The 21,198-nt window shown below is 65.5% G+C and carries 16 protein-coding genes and 1 tRNA gene; 5 read left to right on the forward strand and 12 right to left on the reverse strand.

What is annotated here, in order from left to right; genetic code table 11:
• Positions 1-112 precede the first annotated feature (112 nt).
• Positions 113-3,034: a calcium-binding protein gene (locus CX676_RS17490; RefSeq protein ID WP_232816512.1), complete on the forward strand. Its 2,922-nt coding sequence runs from the start codon at positions 113-115 to the stop codon at positions 3,032-3,034.
• 6 nt (positions 3,035-3,040) lie between these two features.
• Here the strand turns inward: CX676_RS17490 and CX676_RS17495 are convergent, their stop codons facing one another.
• From CX676_RS17495 to CX676_RS17545, 11 genes are all read right to left on the reverse strand, one after another.
• On the reverse strand, positions 3,041-3,991 hold the full coding sequence (locus tag CX676_RS17495; protein ID WP_101753698.1) for a DMT family transporter: 951 nt from the start codon (positions 3,989-3,991) through the stop codon (positions 3,041-3,043).
• Entirely contained in the window at positions 3,958-4,980 is a 1,023-nt protein-coding gene (queG, locus tag CX676_RS17500) for a tRNA epoxyqueuosine(34) reductase QueG (protein WP_101753699.1), read from the reverse strand. The genes CX676_RS17495 and queG overlap by 34 nt, the downstream gene beginning before the upstream one ends.
• 46 nt (positions 4,981-5,026) lie before the next feature.
• A complete protein-coding gene (fzlA, locus tag CX676_RS17505) occupies positions 5,027-5,716 on the reverse strand; it encodes an FtsZ-binding protein FzlA (protein ID WP_101753700.1) in 690 nt (229 codons plus the stop codon).
• An 87-nt stretch (positions 5,717-5,803) separates the two neighbouring features.
• Positions 5,804-6,511, reverse strand: a complete 708-nt coding sequence (mtgA, locus tag CX676_RS17510) for a monofunctional biosynthetic peptidoglycan transglycosylase (RefSeq protein WP_101754415.1) — start codon at positions 6,509-6,511, stop codon at positions 5,804-5,806.
• Between the two features lie 63 nt (positions 6,512-6,574).
• Positions 6,575-7,099 carry a DUF1269 domain-containing protein gene (locus tag CX676_RS17515; protein ID WP_101753701.1) on the reverse strand — a complete coding sequence of 175 codons (525 nt, stop codon included), beginning with the start codon at positions 7,097-7,099 and terminating at the stop codon, positions 6,575-6,577.
• 43 nt (positions 7,100-7,142) lie between these two features.
• Positions 7,143-7,556, reverse strand: coding sequence for a hypothetical protein (locus CX676_RS17520; RefSeq protein WP_101753702.1), 414 nt, complete (start codon positions 7,554-7,556; stop codon positions 7,143-7,145).
• A gap of 181 nt (positions 7,557-7,737) precedes the next feature.
• Positions 7,738-12,276 (reverse strand): glutamate synthase large subunit, encoded by a 4,539-nt coding sequence (gltB, locus tag CX676_RS17525; RefSeq protein ID WP_101753703.1) that lies wholly within the window; start codon positions 12,274-12,276, stop codon positions 7,738-7,740.
• Positions 12,273-12,986, reverse strand: a complete 714-nt coding sequence (locus CX676_RS17530) for a hypothetical protein (protein WP_232816513.1) — start codon at positions 12,984-12,986, stop codon at positions 12,273-12,275. Before CX676_RS17530 ends, gltB begins: the two co-directional genes overlap by 4 nt.
• A gap of 5 nt (positions 12,987-12,991) precedes the next feature.
• Positions 12,992-14,476 (reverse strand): NAD(P)-dependent oxidoreductase, encoded by a 1,485-nt coding sequence (locus CX676_RS17535; protein WP_101753705.1) that lies wholly within the window; start codon positions 14,474-14,476, stop codon positions 12,992-12,994.
• 151 nt (positions 14,477-14,627) lie between these two features.
• Positions 14,628-15,431 carry an undecaprenyl-diphosphate phosphatase gene (locus CX676_RS17540; protein WP_101753706.1) on the reverse strand — a complete coding sequence of 268 codons (804 nt, stop codon included), beginning with the start codon at positions 15,429-15,431 and terminating at the stop codon, positions 14,628-14,630.
• Positions 15,431-16,417 (reverse strand): complex I NDUFA9 subunit family protein, encoded by a 987-nt coding sequence (locus CX676_RS17545; protein WP_101753707.1) that lies wholly within the window; start codon positions 16,415-16,417, stop codon positions 15,431-15,433. The genes CX676_RS17540 and CX676_RS17545 overlap by 1 nt, the downstream gene beginning before the upstream one ends.
• 218 nt (positions 16,418-16,635) lie before the next feature.
• On the opposite strand from CX676_RS17545, the gene CX676_RS17550 reads away from it, so the two are divergent.
• Positions 16,636-16,720 (forward strand) — tRNA-Leu (locus tag CX676_RS17550).
• Between the two features lie 56 nt (positions 16,721-16,776).
• Here the strand turns inward: CX676_RS17550 and CX676_RS17555 are convergent.
• Entirely contained in the window at positions 16,777-17,799 is a 1,023-nt protein-coding gene (locus CX676_RS17555; protein ID WP_101753708.1) for a LacI family DNA-binding transcriptional regulator, read from the reverse strand.
• Between the two features lie 246 nt (positions 17,800-18,045).
• Between CX676_RS17555 and CX676_RS17560 the strand changes: the two genes are divergently transcribed.
• The 3 genes from CX676_RS17560 to CX676_RS17570 are packed head-to-tail and all read left to right on the forward strand — an operon-like array spanning position 18,046 to position 21,191.
• Complete coding sequence (locus CX676_RS17560; protein WP_101753709.1) at positions 18,046-19,095, forward strand: ABC transporter substrate-binding protein; 1,050 nt, start codon at positions 18,046-18,048, stop codon at positions 19,093-19,095.
• A 60-nt stretch (positions 19,096-19,155) separates the two neighbouring features.
• On the forward strand, positions 19,156-19,950 hold the full coding sequence (locus CX676_RS17565; RefSeq protein WP_101753710.1) for an ATP-binding cassette domain-containing protein: 795 nt from the start codon (positions 19,156-19,158) through the stop codon (positions 19,948-19,950).
• Complete coding sequence (locus CX676_RS17570; RefSeq protein ID WP_101753711.1) at positions 19,947-21,191, forward strand: sugar ABC transporter permease; 1,245 nt, start codon at positions 19,947-19,949, stop codon at positions 21,189-21,191. Before CX676_RS17565 ends, CX676_RS17570 begins: the two co-directional genes overlap by 4 nt.
• Positions 21,192-21,198: the final 7 nt, after the last annotated feature.

The raw sequence follows: 21,198 nt of genomic DNA on the forward strand, positions 1-21,198 counted from the left end.
AAAACGCGGCAAATTCGACCGATCCCCTTCCGTTTGGGCGGGGATCGGGCACCTTGGTCTGGCCTCGTAGGGGGCAGTTCGTGAGTGACCGTTTTCCCAGAGTTGGGCCGGAATGGACTATGTTGCGACGCTTCGGGTCGACCAGAACCGGTTTTTGACCCGCATCACCGATCTGGTCATCGCAGAAGTCGCAGGTCGCCCGGTTCTGATCAGTGCCACCTATCTGGGCGGCGGGCTGGCCAGCTTTGCCATCACCGATGCCGACCTGCCGGCGGGCGCGGGCAGCCTCTGGTCCCATCCCATCGGCTTCGAGCACTGGGGCGATCCGTGTTTGCAACTGCTCGAGATAGGCGGGCAGCCGTGGCTGACCCTGACCGGACTGGGGAACGGCCCGAACACGCGCCTGCCCTTGCTCGAGGGTGGGGATCTCGGGCCGGTTGCTGCCCTCTTCGGCGCCACGCCGCTGCCGCGCGACCTGACCCAGTTGGGCCAGATCGAGATCGGCGGCGACAGCTATGTCTATGCCGCGCGGCAGGGCGATGTGGAATTCACGCTCTATCGCGAGGCGGATGATGGCAGCCTGACCCGCATCACCCGGTCGCTGATGCCCTTGGCCGCGACCATGCCCGAGGCTTCGCTGGACAAGATCATCACCCTGCAGATGGGTGGCCAGCCGGTGCTGGTGGCGATCTCGGGTCTGGGGAATTTCCTCGCGAGTCACCGGCTTGACTCGCAGGGCGGGATCATCCGCGCCGACTATCTGACGGCGGGGGACGGCACTGGCTTCAACGTCCCGAATGACGTGGCTGCGGTGACAGTGGACGGGCTGGTCTATCTGATCGTGACCTCGGCGCGGTCATCCTCGATCACCACCGTGCGACTGTTGCCCGATGGCAGCATGATCCCGGTCGATCATGTTGTCGACGAGCTGTCGACCCGGTTCCAGCGCGCCTCGGCACTGGCCACGGTCGAGGTCGATGGCCGCGCCTATGTCTTCGTCGGTGGCATGGATGACGGCATCTCGGTCTTCACCCTGCAGCCCGATGGCAAGCTTCTTCATCTTGAAACGCTGGTCGATGACGCGGCGATGGCCCTGACCGATGTCAGCGCCATTGCGGCCGAGGAGGTGAGGGGCAAGATCGTTCTCTTTGTCTCGAGTTCGCGCGAGACCGGCATTACCCAGCTGTCCCTCGATCCGGGCCAACTGGGTCTGACGCGAAGGGTGGGGGCAGGCATTGTTTTGGGCAGCTCGGGCAATGACCTGCTGAGCGCGGGGCGCGGCACGACGCAGTTGAAGGGCGGCGATGGCGATGATGTGCTGGTCGCCGGGCGCGAGGACATCACGATCTGGGGCGGCGCGGGGCGCGACGTTTTCGTTGCTACCCCGGTCGCGGGCCGCATCCTGATCCGCGATTTCGAACCGGGCGAGGACCGGCTGGACCTGTCGCAGCTGGGCATGGTGCGCAGCATCGGCCAGCTGAGCTTCTCGCCCTTTTCCAAGGGTATCCGCATCCGCTTTGGCGAGACGCTGATCGAGATCCATTCGTCGCTTGGCACCACGCTTTCGGCCAGTCTCTTCACCAACGCGATGTTCCCGGTCGCCCATTACACGCCGCCCGATGTCGATACCATCATTGTCGGCTCGACCGGGGATGACCGCCTGATCGCGGCGCGTGGCGGCTCCGAGATCCACGGCCTTGCCGGGGCAGACCTGATCGTCGGTAGCGAGGTCGAGGATCTGCTGATCGGTGATGAGGGCAACGATACCATCTCGGCTGGGGCGTCGCAGGATACGGTTCAGGGGGGCGCTGGCGACGATCGGCTGCGCGGGGGAGATGGCGCGGACCGGATTTCGGCTGATGCCGGGAATGATGTCATGGTCGCGGATGCCGGCGAAGATCTGCTCGACGGTGGTGAGGGCGCCGATACACTGTTCGGCGGGACCGGCGGTGATACGCTGCTTGGCGGGGCGGGGCATGATTTCCTGTCCGGTGATGACGGCGACGATGACCTGCAGGGCGGTTCGGGGAACGATTCCCTGTCGGGTGGTGCGGGCGACGACCGGATCGATGCCGGCGATGGCGACAACATTCTGGCAGGGGATGCGGGCGATGATGCGCTGACCGCCGGCGGTGGCGTTGACCGGCTGCGCGGCGGGGCCGGGGCAGACGTGATCCGCTCGGGCGGTGGCAATGACGTGATCGAGGCCGGCGAGGGGGATGACCGTGCCTATGGCGAGTCAGGCGACGACCGCATTCTGGCCGAAGCCGGCAATGACACGGCCGAGGGCGGCGCGGGCAATGACACCCTGCATGGCGGGCTGGGTGACGACCTGCTGCAGGGCGATGACGGCAACGACCTGATCCTCACGGGCGGCGGCGATGATCTTCTGCTCGGTGGCAATGGCGATGACAGTTTGATCGGCGGGCCGGGGGCAAGCCGCCTCGAGGGCGGGGAGGGGAGCGATCTTCTCGTCGGTGACCGGCTGGCCGAGACGCTGCTGGGTGGTGGTGGTGACGATACCGCCTTTGGTCATGGCGGCGCCGACCGGATCGAGGGCGGTGCCGGCCGCGATCTGCTGTTCGGCGGCGGCGATGATGACGCGGTCTGGGGCGAGGCGGGTCCCGACATGATCTTCGGTGATGTCGGGGATGATCAGCTCTATGGTGGCGAGGGGCAGGACAACCTGCGGGGCGGTGATGGCAACGACCTGATCGAGGGCGGGGCGGGGGCCGACAACCTGCTCGGCGGCGCAGGGATGGATCGCTTTGTGTTTAGGTCGGTGATCGATTCGACCATCGCCCTGCCGGATCGCATCGAAGATTTGGCGTCCGGCAGCGATCTGATCGACCTGACGGCCTTGCATCTGCAGTTCATCGGCGCGCAGGCTTTCTCGGCCGCGGGTCAGCTGCGCCTGACAATGGCCGCCGACCATCAGCTGCTGCAGGCCGATCTGGATGGCGACGGCCAGCCAGACCTAGCGATCCGCATCGACGGCACGCTGCCGATCACCGCCGATGGCCTGTTGTTGTGACCCGGATCACCCTTGCGGGGTCATCGCCTTGCGCTGGCGGCTGCGCTCCAGCCCCAGCCGGTGCTCGCGCCAGATGATCAGGAAGCCGGCGGCGATGACGATGGCGGCACCGATCAGCATGGTCAGGGTCGGCACCTCGCCAAAGACGCCGTAGCCGATGGCCAGCGCAAACAGCATCGCGGCATAGTCGAAGGGCGCGACCAGCGAGGCATCGGCAAAGCGGTAGGCCGAGGTCAGAAGGATCTGCCCGACCCCGCCCATCAGCCCGGCCAGAACCAGCAGGGCTGCGGTGCCCGGCGAGGGGACCACCCAGCCAAAGGGTAGCGTCACCAGCGCCAGAACCGTCGCGGTGATCGAGAACCAGAAGACGATGGCCGAGGTGCTTTCTTCCTGCACCAGCTTGCGGATGAAGATCTGCGCCAGCGCCGCGCACATCGCCCCCATCAGGGTGATGACCGCGCCAAGGGTCTGCGCCGTCGAGAGCCCGTCGCCCACCTGCCCGAGACGCGGCGACAGTACCACCAGCACCCCGATCAGCCCCAGCGCCACCGTGGCAAGGCGAAAGGCGCGCACATCCTCGCCGAGAAACATCGCCGCGAAGATGACCGTCAGCAGCGGTGCGGCAAAGCCGATGGCGGTGACCTCGGGCAGGGGCAGAAGGCCGAGGCCGGCAAAGCCCAGTCCCATCGCCGCCGTGCCCATCAGCCCGCGAAAGACATGACCCATCGGGCGCGAGGTGCGCAGGCCCGAGGACAGCTCTCCCCGCCGCATCAGCCAGATCAGGATGACCGGTATGGCGAAAAGCGAGCGAAAGAAGACCTGCTCGCCCGGCGGCACCTCATCGGCGGTGGCCTTGATGAGGGCGGCCATGAGGACGAAGATCGTCACGCTGCCCAGTTTCAGCAGGATGCCGCGCAGCGGGTTCACGCGGGAAACTCCAGCCGCCCGGCGGCCCATCTTGCCGCATCGGCGACGGTCGGGTCGGCATCGCCCGTCAAGCCCTGCGCCACCGCCCGCAACTGCGGCAGGCCGGAATTGCCGATGGCATAAAGCACGTTGCGGACAAAGCGGTCACGCCCGATGCGCTTGATCGGACTGCCGGAAAAGCGCGCACGAAAGCCGGCATCGTCGAGCGTCGCAAGCTCCGCCAGCGGCGGCGCGTCGATCACGCCACGATAGCGCAGTTCGCTCGCCTCGCGGGCGAACTTGTTCCACGGGCAGACAGCCAGGCAATCGTCGCAGCCATAGATGCGGTTGCCCATCAGCGCCCGCAAATCGGGATCGACCGGCCCCTTATGCTCGATGGTCAGGTAGGAAATGCAGCGCCGCGCATCGAGTTGGAAGGGCGCGGGAAAGGCGCCGGTCGGGCAGATGTCCAGGCACGCCCGACAATTGCCACAATGCTCGACCTCGGGCGGGTCGGGGGGCAGGTCGAGCGTGGTGAAGATGGCGCCGAGAAAGAACCAACTGCCCAGATCGCGGGCCAGCAGATTGGTGTGCCTGCCCTGCCAGCCCAGCCCCGCCGCCTGCGCCAAGGGCTTTTCCATCACCGGGGCGGTGTCGACAAAGACCTTGATCTCGCCGCCATGGGCGTCGATCAGCCAGCGCCCCAGCCGCTTCAGCCGCTTCTTGACCAGATCGTGGTAATCCTTGCCCTGGGCATAGACGCTGACCGCCGCGCGGTCGGGCTGGTCCAGCACCGCCAGCGGGTCGTGGTCGGGCGAATAGACCTCGGCCAGCATCACCACCGAACGCGCCTCGGGCCAGAGCGCGGCGGGATTGCCACGCCAGCCGGTCCGCTCGGCCATCCAGCCCATCTGGCCTTCCCGGCCAGCCTCCAGAAATTCCGCCAACCGCGCGGGTAGCTGCGGCACCGCATCGGGGCGGCAGACGCCCATCTTGGCGAAACCTTCGATCCCGGCCTGCGTGGCCAGATCGGCTTTCATCTTGGCGGAAATATCCCGGGGGGTGCGGGGGGCTGGCCCCCCGGCTTCAGCCGAAATCAAGCTCGGCATAATGCGGGGCAGGGTGGATGCCGGGGATCTGGTCGGCCAGAATGCCACGGAAGGCTGGGCGCGATTTGATCGTCGCGTACCAGCTGGTTAGGATTTCCGAGCGGTCCCAATCGACATCCGAGATATAGTCGAGGCAGGAAAAATGCGCCGCGGCGGTGAAGTCGGCAAGGCTCAGCGCGCTGCCCGCCAGCCAGCGCCGGGTTTCCAAGAGGCTGGTCAGGTAGTCGATGTGATCCTTGATCGCCTTCAGCCCGGCCTTGACCGCGCGCGAGTCGGGATGGCCGGAGCGAGTGATCTTCTTCCAGACCCGCTCTTCAAGGATCGGGCGCGTCACCTCGCGGTTGAACTTGTCGTCGAACCAGGCGCAGAGCCGGCGCACCTCGTAGCGTTCGGCGGGGCTTTTCGGCATCAGCGCGGGCTGCGGCACTGTTTCGTCCAGATATTCGCAGATCGCCTGGCTTTCCGACATCAGCCGACCGTCATGGCGCAGCACCGGCACCATGCCAGCGGGGTTGCGGCGCAGCAGCTCGGAATTGTTTTCCCAGTACCGTTCCTCGACCAGTTCGACCTCGATCTTCTTCTCGGCCAGCACCAGGCGGACCTTGCGCGAGAAGGGGGAGAGGGGGGTGTGGTAAAGGCGGGTGGTCTGCTGGCTGGAGGTGTTCATCTGTCGCTCGTGTCGCATGGCAGCCGTGATACGCTTGGCCCCGTCATGTTTCAACCGCAAGCCGGGGGGCGGGTGGCGAAAGCCGGCCTATTCGAAACAGGCGGCGCGGCCGTCGCGCCGGATCGTCTCGGCCCCGTCGGCGATGGCGCGGCTGCGGCGGCTGCCCTGCGCGGTGCCCCGGGTCTTGGGCGCGGGCAGGATTGCCGCCAGCCGCGCCGCCTGCGCAGGCGTCAGTGCATCGGGCGTGGTGCCGAAGTGATGGGCCGCCGCCGCATGGACGCCGAACACGCCCGGCCCGAATTCCGCCACGTTCAGATAGACCTCGAGAATGCGGCGCTTGGTCCACAGCGCCTCGATCATCGGCGTATAGGCGGTTTCCAGCAGTTTCCTCACCCAGCTGCGTCCCTGCCACAGGTAGACATTCTTGGCGGTCTGCTGGGTCAGGGTCGAGGCCCCGCGCGAGCTGTTCGAGGCGATGACCTTGCGGATCTCGGCCATGTCGAAACCCCAGTGCAGGCAGAAATTCGCATCCTCCGCCGCCACGACCGATCGCGGCAGGGCCGGCGTCATGTCCTCAAGATCGGTCCATTCGCGGGGGAAACTTGCCTCGCGCGCAATGGTCCAGGTCGTCGGCGGGTTGATCAACCCATAGAAGCCGACCAGCGCCAGCATCAGCAGCAATACCCGCAGCCCGAACCAGCGCAGCCCGCGCCAGATCGACAGGCGCCGGAAGGGCGCGCGACGACGCCGGGCGCGTGTTTGGGTTTCCTCGGGCGCGGACGCTTTTTCGGCCATGACCCGCATCTGTCACGCGGGTCGGGATTGCGTCAAGCCGATGCGGCGCCCTGCCAGCATCTCTCAGGCCGAGGGCGGCGGCGGTGCCACGCTGCTGTCACCCCCTGCCAGCGCATCGCGCAGTTTCTGCTCCTGCTCGTTCGACAGCGATGTCCGCAGCACCCGCCCGCCATGCCCGACCTGCGACAGACGCTCCAGCATCTTGTCGGGGGTCATCTTGCGCACCAGTACGAAGACGGCCGAGCCGCCGGGCGGCACGGCATGGGCGACCTCTTTCATGAACTCGTCATTGATGCCGACATCGGTGAACCGCCCGGCCAGCGCACCCGAGGCCGCACCCACCGCCGCGCCCAGAAGCGGGTTGAGGAACAGCAAGCCAACCAGCGTGCCCCAGAAGCCCCCGCCCACTGCGCCGGCGGCGGTCAGGTTCACCGCCTGATGCAGCTTGATGTCATCCTCGGAATTGCGGGTGACAACGACCACATCCTCCATCTCGATGAGATAATCCTTCTGCATCTTGACCAGTTCGGTCCGCAGATCGAAGCCGGCGGCCTCGGTGTCGAAGGCTATGACGATCAATTCCGACATGGGTAATCTCCTACTGGCTGGAAATGGGGATGCGGCTTCGGGATCAGAGCGAGATGGTCCGCACGGTCTCGTCCTCGCGCATCAACTCGACATAGCCGGGCAGCACGACCCGCGCCCGGTTGCCATAGCGATAGACCGAGACCGTCCCCAGACGCACATCGGTGCCGCCGCGGCAGCGCGCGCGGAAGGCCATGGCGCCATCGACCGGCTGTTCGGAATAATCGACGATATTGCCTCGAATGGCGCAGGCCTCGCCCAGGGCTTTCTGCACCTCGTGCGGCTGGAAGCCCGCCGGATCATAGCGCCCACTGAAGCCGGTCTGGCTCAACTGGGCATAGAAGGCATTCGAGGCCGGCGGGTTAGTCGCCCCGGTCGTCATGGTGCAGGCGGAAAGCACGAAGGCCGAGGCCGTCAGCAGGCCGGGCAGCAGGGCGCGGCGAAAAAGGGGAGTGAACATGGGGCGCTGGCTCCTTCTCGGAAAACGGACCGGCAGATACGGGGTACAAGCCTTGTCGACAGTCAACGCCCGCGCGGAGGGATTGTCAATTTGCCGGGGCTGCGCCGGGTCGTCGCGGGAGGGGCAAACGAAATCGGGCGGGACGTTTCCGCCCCGCCCGCATCAAGCGCATTTCCCCGGCCTATTCCGCCGGCACCGCTTCCAGATCGCCGGTTTCGGTCAGCGGGTGCTTCAGATGGGCCAGCATCTCCTTGGGCGTGACCTGCAGGAAGTTCGGCAGTTCCTCGTCCCAGTTCTGCAGGATCTCGTCAGCCCGGCGCGAATTGGTTTCTTTCAGGTGCCGCTCGACCAGTTCGCGCAACTCGGCTTCCCAATGCGGGTGGCTGACGGCGTTCAGCACCAGCGATTCCGGGTTGATATAGTCGCGCGCGACACCCTCGGGGTCGTAGAGATAGGCCATGCCGCCGGTCATGCCGGCACCGAAGTTGGCCCCGATCCGGCCAAGGATCACCGCGACGCCGCCGGTCATGTATTCGCAACCGTTACTGCCGCAGCCCTCGATCACCACCTTCGCGCCCGAGTTGCGGACGCCGAAACGTTCGCCCGCACGACCGGCCGCGAAAAGGTAACCATCGGTGGCGCCGTACAGAACCGTGTTGCCGATGATGACGTTGTCCGCCGCGGTCAGCGGGCTGATCATCGGCGGGCGCACGGTGATGGTGCCGCCCGACAGGCCCTTGCCGACATAGTCATTGGCATCGCCGCTGACCTCCAGCTTCAGGCCCGGCGCGGCAAAGGCGCCAAGCGATTGCCCGGCGCTGCCGGTCAGACGCACGGTCAGGTGGTCGGGCTGCAGCTTGTTGCGCATGCCGAAGGTCTGCACGATCATCGAGCTGGTGCGGGTGCCGATGGTCCGGTGGGTGTTCCGGACAGCATAGCTCAACTGCATCTTCTCGCCATCGCTGAAGAAGCGTTCGGCATCGCGGATGATCTCGGCATCCAGCGTGTCGGGAACGGCATTCCGCGGCTTCGAGCGGTCATAGACGATCTTCTCGCTGCCATCGACGGTGATGAGAAGCGGGTTCAGGTCCAGATCGTCCAGATGCGCGGCGCCACGGCTGACCTGCGTCAGCAGATCGGCCCGTCCGATCACCTCGTCCACCGAACGCGCGCCGATGCTGGCAAGGATCTCGCGAACCTCCTGCGCATAGAAGGTGATGAGGTTCACCACCTTGTCCGCCGAGCCGGTGAACATGGCGCGCAGGCGTTCGTCCTGCGTGCAGACGCCCACCGGGCAGGTGTTTGACTGGCACTGACGGACCATGATGCAGCCCATGGCAATCAGCGCGGCGGTACCGATGCCGTATTCCTCGGCCCCCATCATCGCCGCCATGACCACGTCGCGCCCGGTCCTGAGCCCGCCATCGGTGCGCAGGGTGATGCGGTCGCGCAGGCGGTTCATCGCCAGCACCTGATGCGCCTCGGTCAGACCCATCTCCCACGGCAGACCGGCGAACTTGATCGAGGTCGCGGGCGAGGCCCCGGTGCCGCCGTTATGGCCCGAGATCAGGATCACGTCGGCCTTGGCCTTGGCCACGCCCGCTGCGATGGTGCCGACGCCCGAGGAGGCCACCAGCTTCACCGTGATCTTGGCGCGCGGGTTGATCTGCTTCAGGTCATAGATCAGCTGCGCCAGATCCTCGATCGAGTAGATGTCGTGGTGCGGCGGCGGGCTGATCAGCGTCACGCCCGGCGTCGAATGCCGCAGCCGTGCGATCAGCTTGGTCACCTTCATGCCGGGCAGCTGGCCACCCTCGCCGGGTTTGGCGCCCTGCGCGACCTTGATCTCCAGTTCCTCGCAGGCGTTCAGGTATTCGGCGGTGACGCCGAAGCGGCCCGAGGCCACCTGCTTGATCTTGGCCGAGGGGTTGTCGCCATTCGGCAGCGGCATGTGATGCGCGGGGTCCTCGCCACCCTCGCCAGAGTCGGATTTCGCACCGATCCGGTTCATGGCGATGTTCAGCGTCATATGCGCCTCGGGCGAAAGCGCCCCCAGCGACATGCCCGGCGTGACGAAACGCTTGCGGATCGAGGTGATCGACTCCACCTCGTCCAGCGGCACCGGCTTGCCAAGCGGCTTGATGTCCAGAAGATCGCGGATATGGATCGGCGGGTTCGCCCGCATGGTGGCGCTGAACTGCTTCCAGGTGTCATAAGAGGCCCGCTCGCACGCGACCTGCAGCAGTTTCATCGTATTGGCTTCCCAAGCGTGCTTTTCGCCCGAGCGGCGCAGCTTGTAGAAGCCGCCGACCGGCAGCAGGTCCACGTTCTCGGTATGGAAGCCCTTCTGGTGGATCTCCTCCAGCTTGTCCTGAAGCCCGTGCAGACCGATGCCCGAGATGCGCGAATGCATCCCCGGGAAATATTCGGCCACCATCGCGCGGGACAGACCCACCGCTTCGAAGTTCAGCCCGCCGCGATAGGAGGACAGGACCGAGATCCCCATCTTCGCCATGATCTTCAACAGGCCCTGGTCGATCGCGTCGCGATAGCGGCGCATGTTCTCGATCAGGCTGCCTTCCAGCAGGCCCCGCTGGATCCGGTCATCGATCGAATCCTGCGCCAGGTAGGGGTTCACCGTGGTCGCGCCACAGCCAACCAGCACGGCGAAGTAATGCGGATCGATGCATTCTGCCGAGCGCACGTTGATCGAGCAGAAGGTGCGCAGTCCCTTGCGCGTCAGCCAGCTGTGCACCGCGCTGGTCGCAAGGATCATCGGCATGCCGATGCGGTCCGGCCCCTGATGCTCGTCGGTCAGCACCAGATGTCCGGCACCACTGCGCACGGCGTCCTCGGCCTCGGCCCGGATGCGCGCCAGACCCTCGCCAAGCGCGTCCTGACCGGCGCCATCGGGGAAGGTGCAGTCGATCACCGTGACCGAGCTGTCGAACATCTTCATCATCTCGGCGAATTCGCCATTGGCGACGAAGGGGCTTTCCAAGAGCAGAATCTCGGTCTGGCTGCTCGATTCGTCCAGCACGTTCTTGAGGTTGCCGAACCGGGTCTTGAGGCTCATCACCCGCGCTTCGCGCAAGGAGTCGATCGGCGGGTTGGTCACCTGGCTGAAGTTCTGGCGGAAGAAATGGCTCAGCGGCCGGTACTGGTTCGACAGCACTGCGGCGGGCGTGTCATCGCCCATCGAGGCCAGCGCTTCTTTTCCGTCCTCGGCCATCGGCGCAAGGACGTTTTCCAGTTCCTCCAGCGTATAGCCGGCCGCGGTCTGCCGGCGGCGCAGCTCGTCGCCCTTGAAGCTGGTATTCTCGGGCAGCTCGCGCATGATGACGTTCAGCTCGACGACCTTCTCGATCCACTCGCCAAAGGGCTGCGAGCCGGCCAGTCGGTCCTTGATCTGGCTGTCGGTATAAAGACGGCCATCCCACATATCGACTGCGATCATCTGACCCGGCCCCAGCGCGCCCTTTTCGCGCACCGTCGCCTCGTCCGAGGGCACCATGCCCACTTCCGAGCCCGCGATCAGAAGGTTGTCCCCTGTGATGACATAGCGCATCGGGCGCAGACCGTTGCGGTCCAGCCCGCCGCAGACCCAGCGGCCATCGGTCATCGCCAGCGCCGCCGGCCCGTCCCAGGGCTCCATCACCGCGTTGCAATAGGCATACATATCCGCCCATGCCTTCGGCATGTCGGTCGTGGCCTTGGACCAGCTTTCCGGCACCAGCATGGTCTTGGTCATCGGCGCCGAACGTCCCGAGCGCACCATGACCTCGAAGACCGCATCCAACGCGGCGCTGTCCGACGAGCCGGCAGGGACGATCGGCTTGATGTCCTCGGCCATTTCACCAAAGGCGCCCGATGCCATGCGGATCTCGTGACTGCGCATCCAGTTCAGGTTGCCCTTCAGCGTGTTGATCTCGCCGTTATGGGCCAGCATCCGGAAGGGCTGGGCCAGCCACCATTGCGGGAAGGTGTTGGTGGAATAGCGCTGGTGATAGATGGCGAAGGCCGATTCAAACCGCTCGTCCTTCAGGTCGGGATAGAATTCGGCCACCTGCTCGGCCAGCATCATGCCCTTGTAGATGATCGAGCGGCAGCTGAGCGAGGCAAAATAGAGCCCGGCGATCTGCGCGGCGATGGCCGCCTTCTCGATCCGGCGGCGGATGATATAGAGCTCGCGCTCGAACTGGACCTGATCGATGTCCTTGTCGCAGCGGATCAGGATCTGCTCGATCTCGGGGCGGGTGGCATTGGCCTTTTCGCCCAGAACGGCGGTGTTCACCGGCACATGCCGCCAGCCATAGATGTAATGGCCCATGCGCAGAACTTCGGATTCCACGATGGTCCGGCAGCGTTCCTGCGCGCCGAAATCCGTGCGCGGCAGGAAGACTTGACCGACGGCGATCAGCTTCTTCGGGTCGGGCTCGTGGCCGGTGCGGCGAATCTGGTCATAGAAGAAGGGCACCGGGATCTGCACGTGGATGCCCGCGCCATCGCCGGTCTTGCCATCGGCGTCGACAGCCCCGCGATGCCAGACGGCCTTCAGTGCGTCGATGCCGTTCTGCACCACCTTGCGGCTGGCCTTGCCGTCGATCGACACCACCAGACCCACGCCGCAGGACGAATGTTCGTCCTCTTCGCGGTAGAGGCTGTGTTCGGCCATCCAGTCGCGGCGGGCCTGTTCGTCTGCTTGCCAGTTGTTGCTCATTGCATGGCCCTTTCCTGAAGAAGCTGCGCCACCATCATGTCGCAGTCGTATTGGGGTTCGGTCTCGCCATAGCCGGGCTGACCGGGAAAGCTGAAATCGACCGGGCTGTCATTGCTTTCGCCCGAGGCGCCGGTCCAGTCGCTGTAGGTCTCGATGCCGCCATAGAAACGGCCATTGGCGCGGCTGATGAACTGCTGGCCCTCGCGCTGGATCAGCACCTGCCCGTCCGAGCCGGTGGTGGTCAACTGGAAGCGGGTCTTTTCCAGCGCGATCCCGTCGATGGTGACGGTCTCGCCGGTCAGCTCGTCATGGCCGACATGGTGCAGCTTCTCGCCGGTATTCGACTCGGTCCAGAAATCGAAATCGTCGCGGCCGGTCTGTTTCAGCGTCGAGAAGCTGGCATGATCCTCGGCCGCCTCGACCAGACGATCGATCAGCCCGGTTTCCGGGTCGGTGCTTTCGATCCAGCGGGTCTCGGCATCGATGGTGGACAGGTGGGTCATCCCGTCCTGCCCGAAGATGGCGACATGCTGGTAGCCTGCGGGATCGGCCGAGCAGCGATAGATCTGGCTGACCGTGCAGCCGCGATTCTGGATGGTCATCTCCAGATTGCAGCCCTGCGGCGCGCGGAAGGTCGCGGCCGAAACCGGCCCCGCCAGCGCGGTCAGCAGGCTTGCCACCGTCAGCGGCAGGGCGCGGTTCGCGTCCACCGCCCTCACTCCGCCGCGATGCGGGCTTCGCCCGTCAGCCAGTCCTCGATCGCATCGGCGGCCTCGCGCCCATCACGGATCGCCCAGACCACAAGGCTTGCGCCCCGCACGATGTCGCCCACGGCATAGACGCCGGGCAGGCTGGTGCGATGGGTGGTGAAATCGGCCTTGACCGTGCCCCAACGGGTGACTTCCAGCCCATCGGTGCCCCAGAGCTTCGGCAGATCCTCGGGCTCGAAGCCAAGCGCCTTGATGACCAGTTCGGCCGGTTCGTCGTAATCCGCGCCCTCGATCAGTTCGGGCGACTGGCGGCCGCTGACATCGGGCGCGCCAAGGCGCATCCGCTGCACCCGGACCGCACCGATCTGGGCGACCTCGTCCACGTCACGCTCCTGCGCCTCGGCGGCAAAGCCGGTGACATGGCCGACGAACTCGCCGGGGGCCGAGAGCCAGACGAATTCGACGCCCTCCTCCTCGGCATTCTGCACCTCGCGCTGCGAGCCCGGCATGTTCGCGCGGTCGCGGCGATAGAGACATTTGACCGACAGCGCGCCCTGGCGGATGGCGGTGCGCACGCAATCCATCGCCGTGTCGCCGCCGCCGATGACGACGACGCGCTTGCCCGCGGCGTTCAGCTCGCCATCGGCGAAATCGGGAACCTCGTCGCCGAAATCGATCTTGTTCGAGGCGGTCAGATAGTCGATGGCGCGCACCACGCCGCCGGCATTGGCATTGTCCATGTCGAGATCGCGGGTCTTGTAGACACCCGTGGCGATCAGCACCGCATCATGCTTGCCGCGGATCGCGTCAAAGCTGATATCCTCGCCGACATTGCAGTTCAGCACGAATTCGACGCCGCCATCGGCCAGCAGGGCATTGCGGCGCAGGACGATGTCCTTTTCCAGCTTGAAGCCGGGGATGCCATAGGTCAGCAGCCCGCCGGCGCGGTCGTAACGGTCGTAGACAGTGACCTGAAAGCCCTTGCGGCGCAGCGCATCCGCCGCCGCCAGCCCGCCCGGGCCGGCACCGATGATGCCGATGCTTTCCGCACGCTCCTGTGCCGGAGCGGCAGCGCTGACCCAGCCTTCTTCAAAGGCGGTGTCGGTGATGTATTTCTCGATGGCGCCGATGGTGACGGTGCCATGCCCCGACTGCTCGATGACGCAATTGCCTTCGCAAAGACGGTCCTGCGGGCAGATGCGGCCGCAGATTTCCGGGAAGGTATTGGTCGCCTGGCTGACGCGATAGGCTTCCTCGAGCCGGCCCTCGGCGGTCAGGCGCAGCCAGTCGGGGATGTTGTTGTGCAGCGGGCAATGGCTCTGGCAATAGGGCACGCCGCACTGGCTGCAGCGGCTGGCCTGCTCGGCCGCCTTGATCGCGGCGAATTCCTGGTAGATCTCGCGGAAATCCTCGCTGCGCGTGGCCGCATCCCGCTTTTCCGGCATTTCGCGCGGAGTCGAGACAAACTTCAGCATTTTTTGCGTGGCCATCGCTGCGCACCTTCTTAACGGAAAATCCCCTCGCGTGGAAATAAACCAGACGCTTTCCGATGAAAAGTCAGCAATACTGACCTATTGCCAAGATTTATGGCGTGGAGTGCAAAAACTTCACGCTGCAACCGCAAAAATAGGTCAGTATGTGTTACATACCTGCCGCAAGGGCCAGCAATGCAAGGCTGCCGACGATGATTCGCCACCAGGCAAACAGCCCGTATCCATGCTGCGAGACATAGCCAAGCAGCCAGCGCACCACCAGGATTGCCATGATGAAGGCGCAGACGAAGCCAATGGCGATGTTTTCCAGCGCCGCCGCGTCCAGCAGCTCGCGGTTCTTGTAGAAGTCATAGACGAAGGCGCCGAGCATGGTCGGCATCGACAGGAAGAACGAGAACTCGGCCGCCGACCGCTTGTCGGCGCCAAGCGCCAGCGCCCCGACGATGGTCGCGCCCGAGCGCGAGACACCGGGGATCATCGCAAGGCACTGGATGAACCCGATCTTCAGCGCCATCGGCAGCGGGAAATCCTCGGCCCGGTGATAGATCGGACGCTTGGCCATGCGGTCGACGAACAAGAGGACGAACCCACCGATGATCAGGTTGATGGCGATCAGCAGCGGCGTCTCGAACAGTACCCGCTTGATGAAGCCATGGGCCAGAACGCCGATCACAGCCGCCGGCAAGAAGGCCAGCAGCACGGCAAGGATGAAGCGACGGGCTGCCGGATCATGTGGCGCGGCGCTGAAGATGCGCCACAGCTGCCCGGCATAGACGCCCAGGATCGCGAGGATCGCGCCCAGCTGGATCATCACCTCGAAGGCATTTCCCGGGGAATCGAAGCCCAGAAAGTGCCCAGCCAGAAGGACATGGCCGGTCGAGGAGACCGGAATAAACTCGGTCAGCCCCTCGAGCAGGCCGAGGACGGCTGAAACGATCGTGTCATGGGTCATCAGTTGTGACGCAGGTTCTTCGCCGAGGCCTTGATCGCGTCATATTGCCCCGAGGGGCGGAAGCGCCACAGATAGCTGTCGATGACGGCCTCGGGTGCGGTCGGCTCGATCCCCAGATCGGCGAAGCCCTTCGCCCCCTCGCTGACCACATTATCGGTGCGCAGCAGGTGCAACTGGTCGCGGGTGATCATCTTGTTGCCAATTAGCCCGCCGGAAATGGTCTGCACCAGGTCCAGCACCCCGGCACCGATGCCGGCCAGCCAGAAGGGCAGGTTGATGACGGCGCGGCGGCGGTCGACGGCCTTCAGCGTCATCTGCACAAGCTCGCGCAGGGTCAGGATGTCGGGACCGCCCAGTTCATAGACCCCAGCAGCGGCGGTGCCGTCCAGCCCCTTGGTCGCGGCCGCGGCCACGTCTTCGACGAAGACCGGCTGCATCCGGCTGTTGCCACCAGCAATCATCATCAGCGGGCCAAACCGGCTCATCCCGGCAAAGCGGTTGAACAGCTGGTCCTCGGTCCCGAAGATCACCGAGGGGCGCAGGATCACCGCATCGGGTCGGTGTTCCAGCACGGCAGCCTCGCCGCGCGCCTTGGCCGAAACATATTTGCTGGGGGATTCGGCATCGACGCCGATGCCCGAGATATGCACGATGTTCTGAACGCCCAGCTCGGCGGAAATGCGGGCGATGTTCGCCGCGCCCTCGACCAGAACGGTCTCGAAGGTGCTCTTGCCCTCTTTCCCGGTCAGGTTGACGCAGTTGATGACCGCATCTGCATCCTGCATCGCCAGCTTCACCGAGGCCGCGTCGCGGATATTGCAGAGGACCGGCACGACCTGGCCCACCGCGCCATAGGTGCGGGTGAATAGCGCCTCGTCCGGGCGGCGGACGGCAATGCGCACGCGCCAGCCGTCCTGCGCCATCATCCGCGCGACATAACGTCCGACAAAGCCAGACCCGCCATAGATGGTCACCAGTTTCGCCATGCCCTCGCCCCTTCGCTTCGTGCGGTGCTTTTCAGTTCAATACCGAAGCCCGCTCGGCACGACAAGCCGGGCGCGCGGTCAAAGGGGGCGGTATCGTCGCGGGCTGGTTGTCCTTCCAAGCGACCGGCGGGATAAGTCTTCTACTCGGAATGACGATATTTTCGATTTCGGCCCATTGACACCCCCCTCGACTGCCCGTAATCAGCCGCTCACCACCTGCCCAGGTGGCGGAATTGGTAGACGCGCACGGTTCAGGTCCGTGTGCCGCAAGGCGTGGAGGTTCGAGTCCTCTCCTGGGCACCAAAAAACCCCGCAGCGCATTGTCGCTGCGGGGTTTTTTCTTGTTCAGGCGACGGTTCTCACGCGCCGCGCGCGGGCAGGGGGTGCAGGATGCAGGGCACGTCGATGCGGCTTAGCTGATCCGTCCCGCCGGCAATGGCGTCGAACACCTGCTGCAGCATCGCCGGCACGTCCTGTTCGGCCATGCCGACATTTTGCGGCAGAAGCGCGGCGAAGGGGTCCCAGTCAAAGCACCCCAGCCGGACGCGGTCCATGGCGAGATTCTCGCCTAGCCAGCGCACCACACCCTCCATGGTGATGGTCGAATTGACGAAAATGCCGAAGCGCGGGGGGAAGACCCGGCCAGCCAGCGCGGCGGCGGCCTTGTCGGGGGAATAGCCGGGCATGATCACCTGGGCCTCCGGCGCGGGCAGCCCGGCCTCGACATGCGCCGCCCGAAAGCCGCGCAGGCGTTCCACGGTATTGTGATCATGCGACCGGCCACCGATGAACCACAACGGCGCGGCCTCGCCGAAGTCCCGCCGCATCCGTGACAGGATCAGCCGGGTCAGGTCGCGCGCGCCGCCGAAATTGTCCGAGACGACCGAGGGCGCCTTGCTGCCGGGCAGGTCCAGATTGATCGCCCTTACCCCGGCCGCGGCGCAGAAATCGGCGATCCGGTCCGGGTCGGTCGCGCCGGTGATGACCAGAGTTTCGGCCTGGTAGGAGACCATCTCGCGCGCGGCCTCGAATTCCAGATCGGGATCGCGCTGGGTGCAGGTGATGACCGGGAACAGGTCGCGGGCGCGGGCCATGGCCTCGAACCGCTCGGCGATCGCACCGAAATAACGGTTGTCATATTTGGGGACGATCATGCCGATGATATGCGACCGCTCGCGGCGCAGCAGGCTGGCCTGCAGGTTCACCGCATAGCCCTGTTCGGTGGCGATCTTGGTGACGCGCTCGGCGGTGGCGGCGCTGATTCGGCGTTTCTTCCAAGTGCCGTTCAGGATGGAACTCACCGCGCTGGGGCTGGCCCCGGCGATCTGCGCCAGATCATAGATCGTTGGCCGCCTTGCAGAATTTCCGCTGTTCTCTGTCATTTTCCTCCGCGCGCCGGGGCGCGGAAAATGCGCCTCGCCAGCTTCATCTTGACAGGATGAGATGGTTAAGACAATCTTGCTACATCGATTGAGCAAGCATGCTGCATCGGTTGCGCTGTTGGGAGGCGGCGGGAGGATAGCCAGAAGGAAACGGGCAGATCGACCGCCTTGGCGGTGCGGCCCGTCATGGCTTTCATCCGGGTGAGACCTTCCATCGGCGCGTGTCACAGAGGGAGGAGACACGAGATGAAGACCAGAACTTCGATTGCCGCCGCTTCGGCCCTGATCGCCGGACTGCTGGGTGGCGCCGCCACGGCGCAGGAGGCCGCGACCGTGGCCTTCCTGATGCCCGACCAGGCCTCGACCCGTTACGAGGAACATGACTTCCCGGGCTTCGAAGCGGCGATGAAGGAGCTTTGTGCCGAGTGCACGGTGATCTATCAGAACGCCAATGCCGATGTCTCGCTGCAGCAGCAGCAGGTGAACTCGGTCATCGCGCAGGGCGCCAAGGTGATCGTGCTGGATCCGGTTGACAGCGCCGCGGCCGCCGGGCTGGTGCAGATGGCGCAGAGCCAGGGCATCAAGATCATCGCCTATGACCGGCCGATCCCGGACGTGCCGGCGGATTACTATGTCTCGTTCGACAATGAAGGCATCGGTGCCGCCATCGCGCAATCGCTGGTCGATCACCTGAAGGCCTCGGGCGTGGCGGCGGGCGCGGGCGTGCTGCAGATCAACGGCTCGCCCACCGATGCGGCGGCCGGTCTGATCCGCGACGGGATCGACAGCTCGCTGGACGGGTCCGAATACAAGACGCTGGCCGAATATGACACGCCGGACTGGGCGCCGCCGAAGGCGCAGGAATGGACCGCTGGCCAGATCACTCGCTTCGGGGCCGAGATCACCGGCATCGTCGCCGCCAATGACGGCACGGCGGGCGGTGCCATCGCGGCGCTGAAGGCGGCGGGCGTTGACCCGGTGCCGCCGGTCACCGGCAATGACGCGACCATTGCGGCGCTGCAGCTGATCATCGCGGGGGATCAGTACAACACCATCTCGAAGCCCTCCGAGATCGTCGCCCGCGCCGCCGCAGAAGTGGCCGTGACCTTCCTCAAGAGCGAGACGCCCGAGCCGAAGACCACGCTCTACAACACGCCGTCCGAGCTGTTCGTGCCGGCCGTGGTCACGCGCGAGAACATCAAGGCCGAGATCTTCGACAAGGGCATCCAGACGGCCGAGCAGATCTGCACCGCCGACTATGCCGACGCCTGCGCCGAACTGGGCATCACCCAGTAACCACGCCAACCGGCGCGCGGTCCCGGCCGCGCGCCGCCATTCCGGGGAAGGAGACAGCCCATGGCCACAGGCCAAAACCCTGCCGAGCCGATCCTGAAGCTGCGCGGCGTATCCAAGCAGTTCGGTGCGGTCTCGGCCCTGACCGAGATCGATCTGGACATTCATGCGGGCGAGGTGGTGGCCCTTGTGGGCGATAACGGCGCCGGCAAGTCGACGCTGGTCAAGGTTCTGGCCGGTGTGCACCAGCCGACGGCGGGCAGCATCGAATTCATGGGCAAGCCGGTCGATCTGGACAGCCCCGGCAAGGCGCTGGAAATGGGCATTGCCACGGTGTTTCAGGATCTCGCCCTGTGCGAGAACCTTGATGTGGTGGCGAACCTGTTCCTCGGTCACGAGCTGAACCCCTGGGCGCTGGACGAGGTGCAGATGGAGGTTCGTGCCTGGACCCTGCTGCGCGAGCTGGCCGCTCGCATCCCCTCGGTCCGCGAGCCCATCGCCTCGCTCTCGGGCGGGCAGCGCCAGACCGTCGCCATCGCCCGTTCGCTGCTCTTGGATCCCAAGATCATCATGCTGGACGAACCGACCGCCGCGCTTGGCGTGGCCCAGACCGCCGAGGTGCTGAACCTGATCGAGCGGGTGCGCGATCGCGGTCATGGGGTCGTCCTCATCTCGCATAACATGGAGGATGTGCGCGCCGTCGCCGACCGCATCGTAGTCCTGCGGCTGGGGCGCAACAACGGCATCTTCACCGCCGAAACATCGAATGCCGAACTGGTCGCCGCCATCACCGGCGCCACCGAGAACGCGGTATCGCGTCGCCGCGCCCGCAAGGAAGAAGTGGAGCATCACGCATGAGCGATCAGAACAAACCCGCCGCGCTGGACCGCTCGGACAGCCGCGTGCGCCATGACGAGGGCATTTCCGGCGCCATCCGCGCCTTCATCGACCGCGTCCGTTCGGGCGATCTGGGCATGCTGCCCGTCGCCGTCGGGCTGGTGCTGATCTCAGTCGTCTTCGCGTCGCTGAACCCGGTCTTCCTCGCGCCGAACAACCTGGTGAACCTGCTGTTTGACGCCGCTGCCGTGGGCTGCATCTCGCTTGGCATAGTCTGCGTGCTGATCCTGGGCGAGATCGACCTCTCGGTCGGCTCGATGAGCGGCCTTGCCTCGGCGATGGTCGGCGTCATCTGGGCGAATATGGGGATGCCGGTAGTGCTGGCGATCCTAGCGGCGCTGGCCGCCGGGGCGGTCATGGGCATGATCTATGCCACGCTTCTGAACAAGTTCGGCATGCCCAGTTTTGTCTCGACCCTCTCGGGCCTGCTGGCGCTGCTGGGGATGCAGCTCTACATCCTCGGGCCGACCGGCTCGATCAACCTCAGCTACAATTCGGCGCTGGTGAAGTTCGGCCAGATCCTGATCATGCCGCATTGGCTCAGCTATCTGCTGGCGATCCTGCCGGGGGTGGTGATGGTGATCACGGGCCTCGGCACCATGCGCCGCCGGGCCGAGGCGAACCTGTCCAGCCCCGGACTCAGCGTGCTGATCGCCAAGGCGGCGATTCTGACGGCAGCGCTGCTGGTCGCGGTAATCTATCTCAATCAGGGACGCGGCGTGCCCTACATGTTCGGGCTGTTCGTCCTTCTGGTCGTGGCGATGAACTACCTGCTGACCCGCACCCAATGGGGCCGTTCGATGTTCGCCGTCGGTGGCAACCGCGAGGCCGCCCGCCGCTCGGGCATCAATGTGAACCGCATCCGCATGACCGCCTTCATGCTGTGTTCGTCGCTGGCGGCGCTGGGGGGCGTTCTGGCCTCGGCCCGGCTTGCCACCTCGAGCCAGCAGGCGGGGGCGGGCGACGTGAACCTGAACGCCATCGCGGCGGCGGTGATCGGGGGCACCTCGCTTTTCGGCGGGCGCGGTTCGGCCTGGTCGGCGCTGCTGGGCATCCTCGTCATTCAGGCGATCTCGAATGGACTGACGCTGCTGAACCTCAGCTCCTCGCTGCGCTACATGATCACCGGGGCCGTTCTGGCCATCGCGGTCATCGTCGACAGCCTGGCCCGCCAGTCCCGCGCCAGCCATGGCCGCGGCTGAGAAAGAA

The organism is Paracoccus zhejiangensis (assembly GCF_002847445.1).
Taxonomy (GTDB): Bacteria; Pseudomonadota; Alphaproteobacteria; order Rhodobacterales; family Rhodobacteraceae; genus Paracoccus; species Paracoccus zhejiangensis.

Coding starts and splice junctions, on each gene's coding strand:
- CX676_RS17490 (WP_232816512.1), top strand. CDS start 113: ATGGACTATGTTGCGACGCTTCGGGTCGACCAGAACCGGTTTTTGACC.
- CX676_RS17495 (WP_101753698.1), bottom strand. CDS start 3,991: ATGGGCCGCCGGGCGGCTGGAGTTTCCCGCGTGAACCCGCTGCGCGGC.
- queG (WP_101753699.1), bottom strand. CDS start 4,980: ATGAAAGCCGATCTGGCCACGCAGGCCGGGATCGAAGGTTTCGCCAAG.
- fzlA (WP_101753700.1), bottom strand. CDS start 5,716: ATGAACACCTCCAGCCAGCAGACCACCCGCCTTTACCACACCCCCCTC.
- mtgA (WP_101754415.1), bottom strand. CDS start 6,511: ATGGCCGAAAAAGCGTCCGCGCCCGAGGAAACCCAAACACGCGCCCGG.
- CX676_RS17515 (WP_101753701.1), bottom strand. CDS start 7,099: ATGTCGGAATTGATCGTCATAGCCTTCGACACCGAGGCCGCCGGCTTC.
- CX676_RS17520 (WP_101753702.1), bottom strand. CDS start 7,556: ATGTTCACTCCCCTTTTTCGCCGCGCCCTGCTGCCCGGCCTGCTGACG.
- gltB (WP_101753703.1), bottom strand. CDS start 12,276: ATGAGCAACAACTGGCAAGCAGACGAACAGGCCCGCCGCGACTGGATG.
- CX676_RS17535 (WP_101753705.1), bottom strand. CDS start 14,476: ATGGCCACGCAAAAAATGCTGAAGTTTGTCTCGACTCCGCGCGAAATG.
- CX676_RS17540 (WP_101753706.1), bottom strand. CDS start 15,431: ATGACCCATGACACGATCGTTTCAGCCGTCCTCGGCCTGCTCGAGGGG.
- CX676_RS17545 (WP_101753707.1), bottom strand. CDS start 16,417: ATGGCGAAACTGGTGACCATCTATGGCGGGTCTGGCTTTGTCGGACGT.
- CX676_RS17555 (WP_101753708.1), bottom strand. CDS start 17,799: ATGACAGAGAACAGCGGAAATTCTGCAAGGCGGCCAACGATCTATGAT.
- CX676_RS17560 (WP_101753709.1), top strand. CDS start 18,046: ATGAAGACCAGAACTTCGATTGCCGCCGCTTCGGCCCTGATCGCCGGA.
- CX676_RS17565 (WP_101753710.1), top strand. CDS start 19,156: ATGGCCACAGGCCAAAACCCTGCCGAGCCGATCCTGAAGCTGCGCGGC.
- CX676_RS17570 (WP_101753711.1), top strand. CDS start 19,947: ATGAGCGATCAGAACAAACCCGCCGCGCTGGACCGCTCGGACAGCCGC.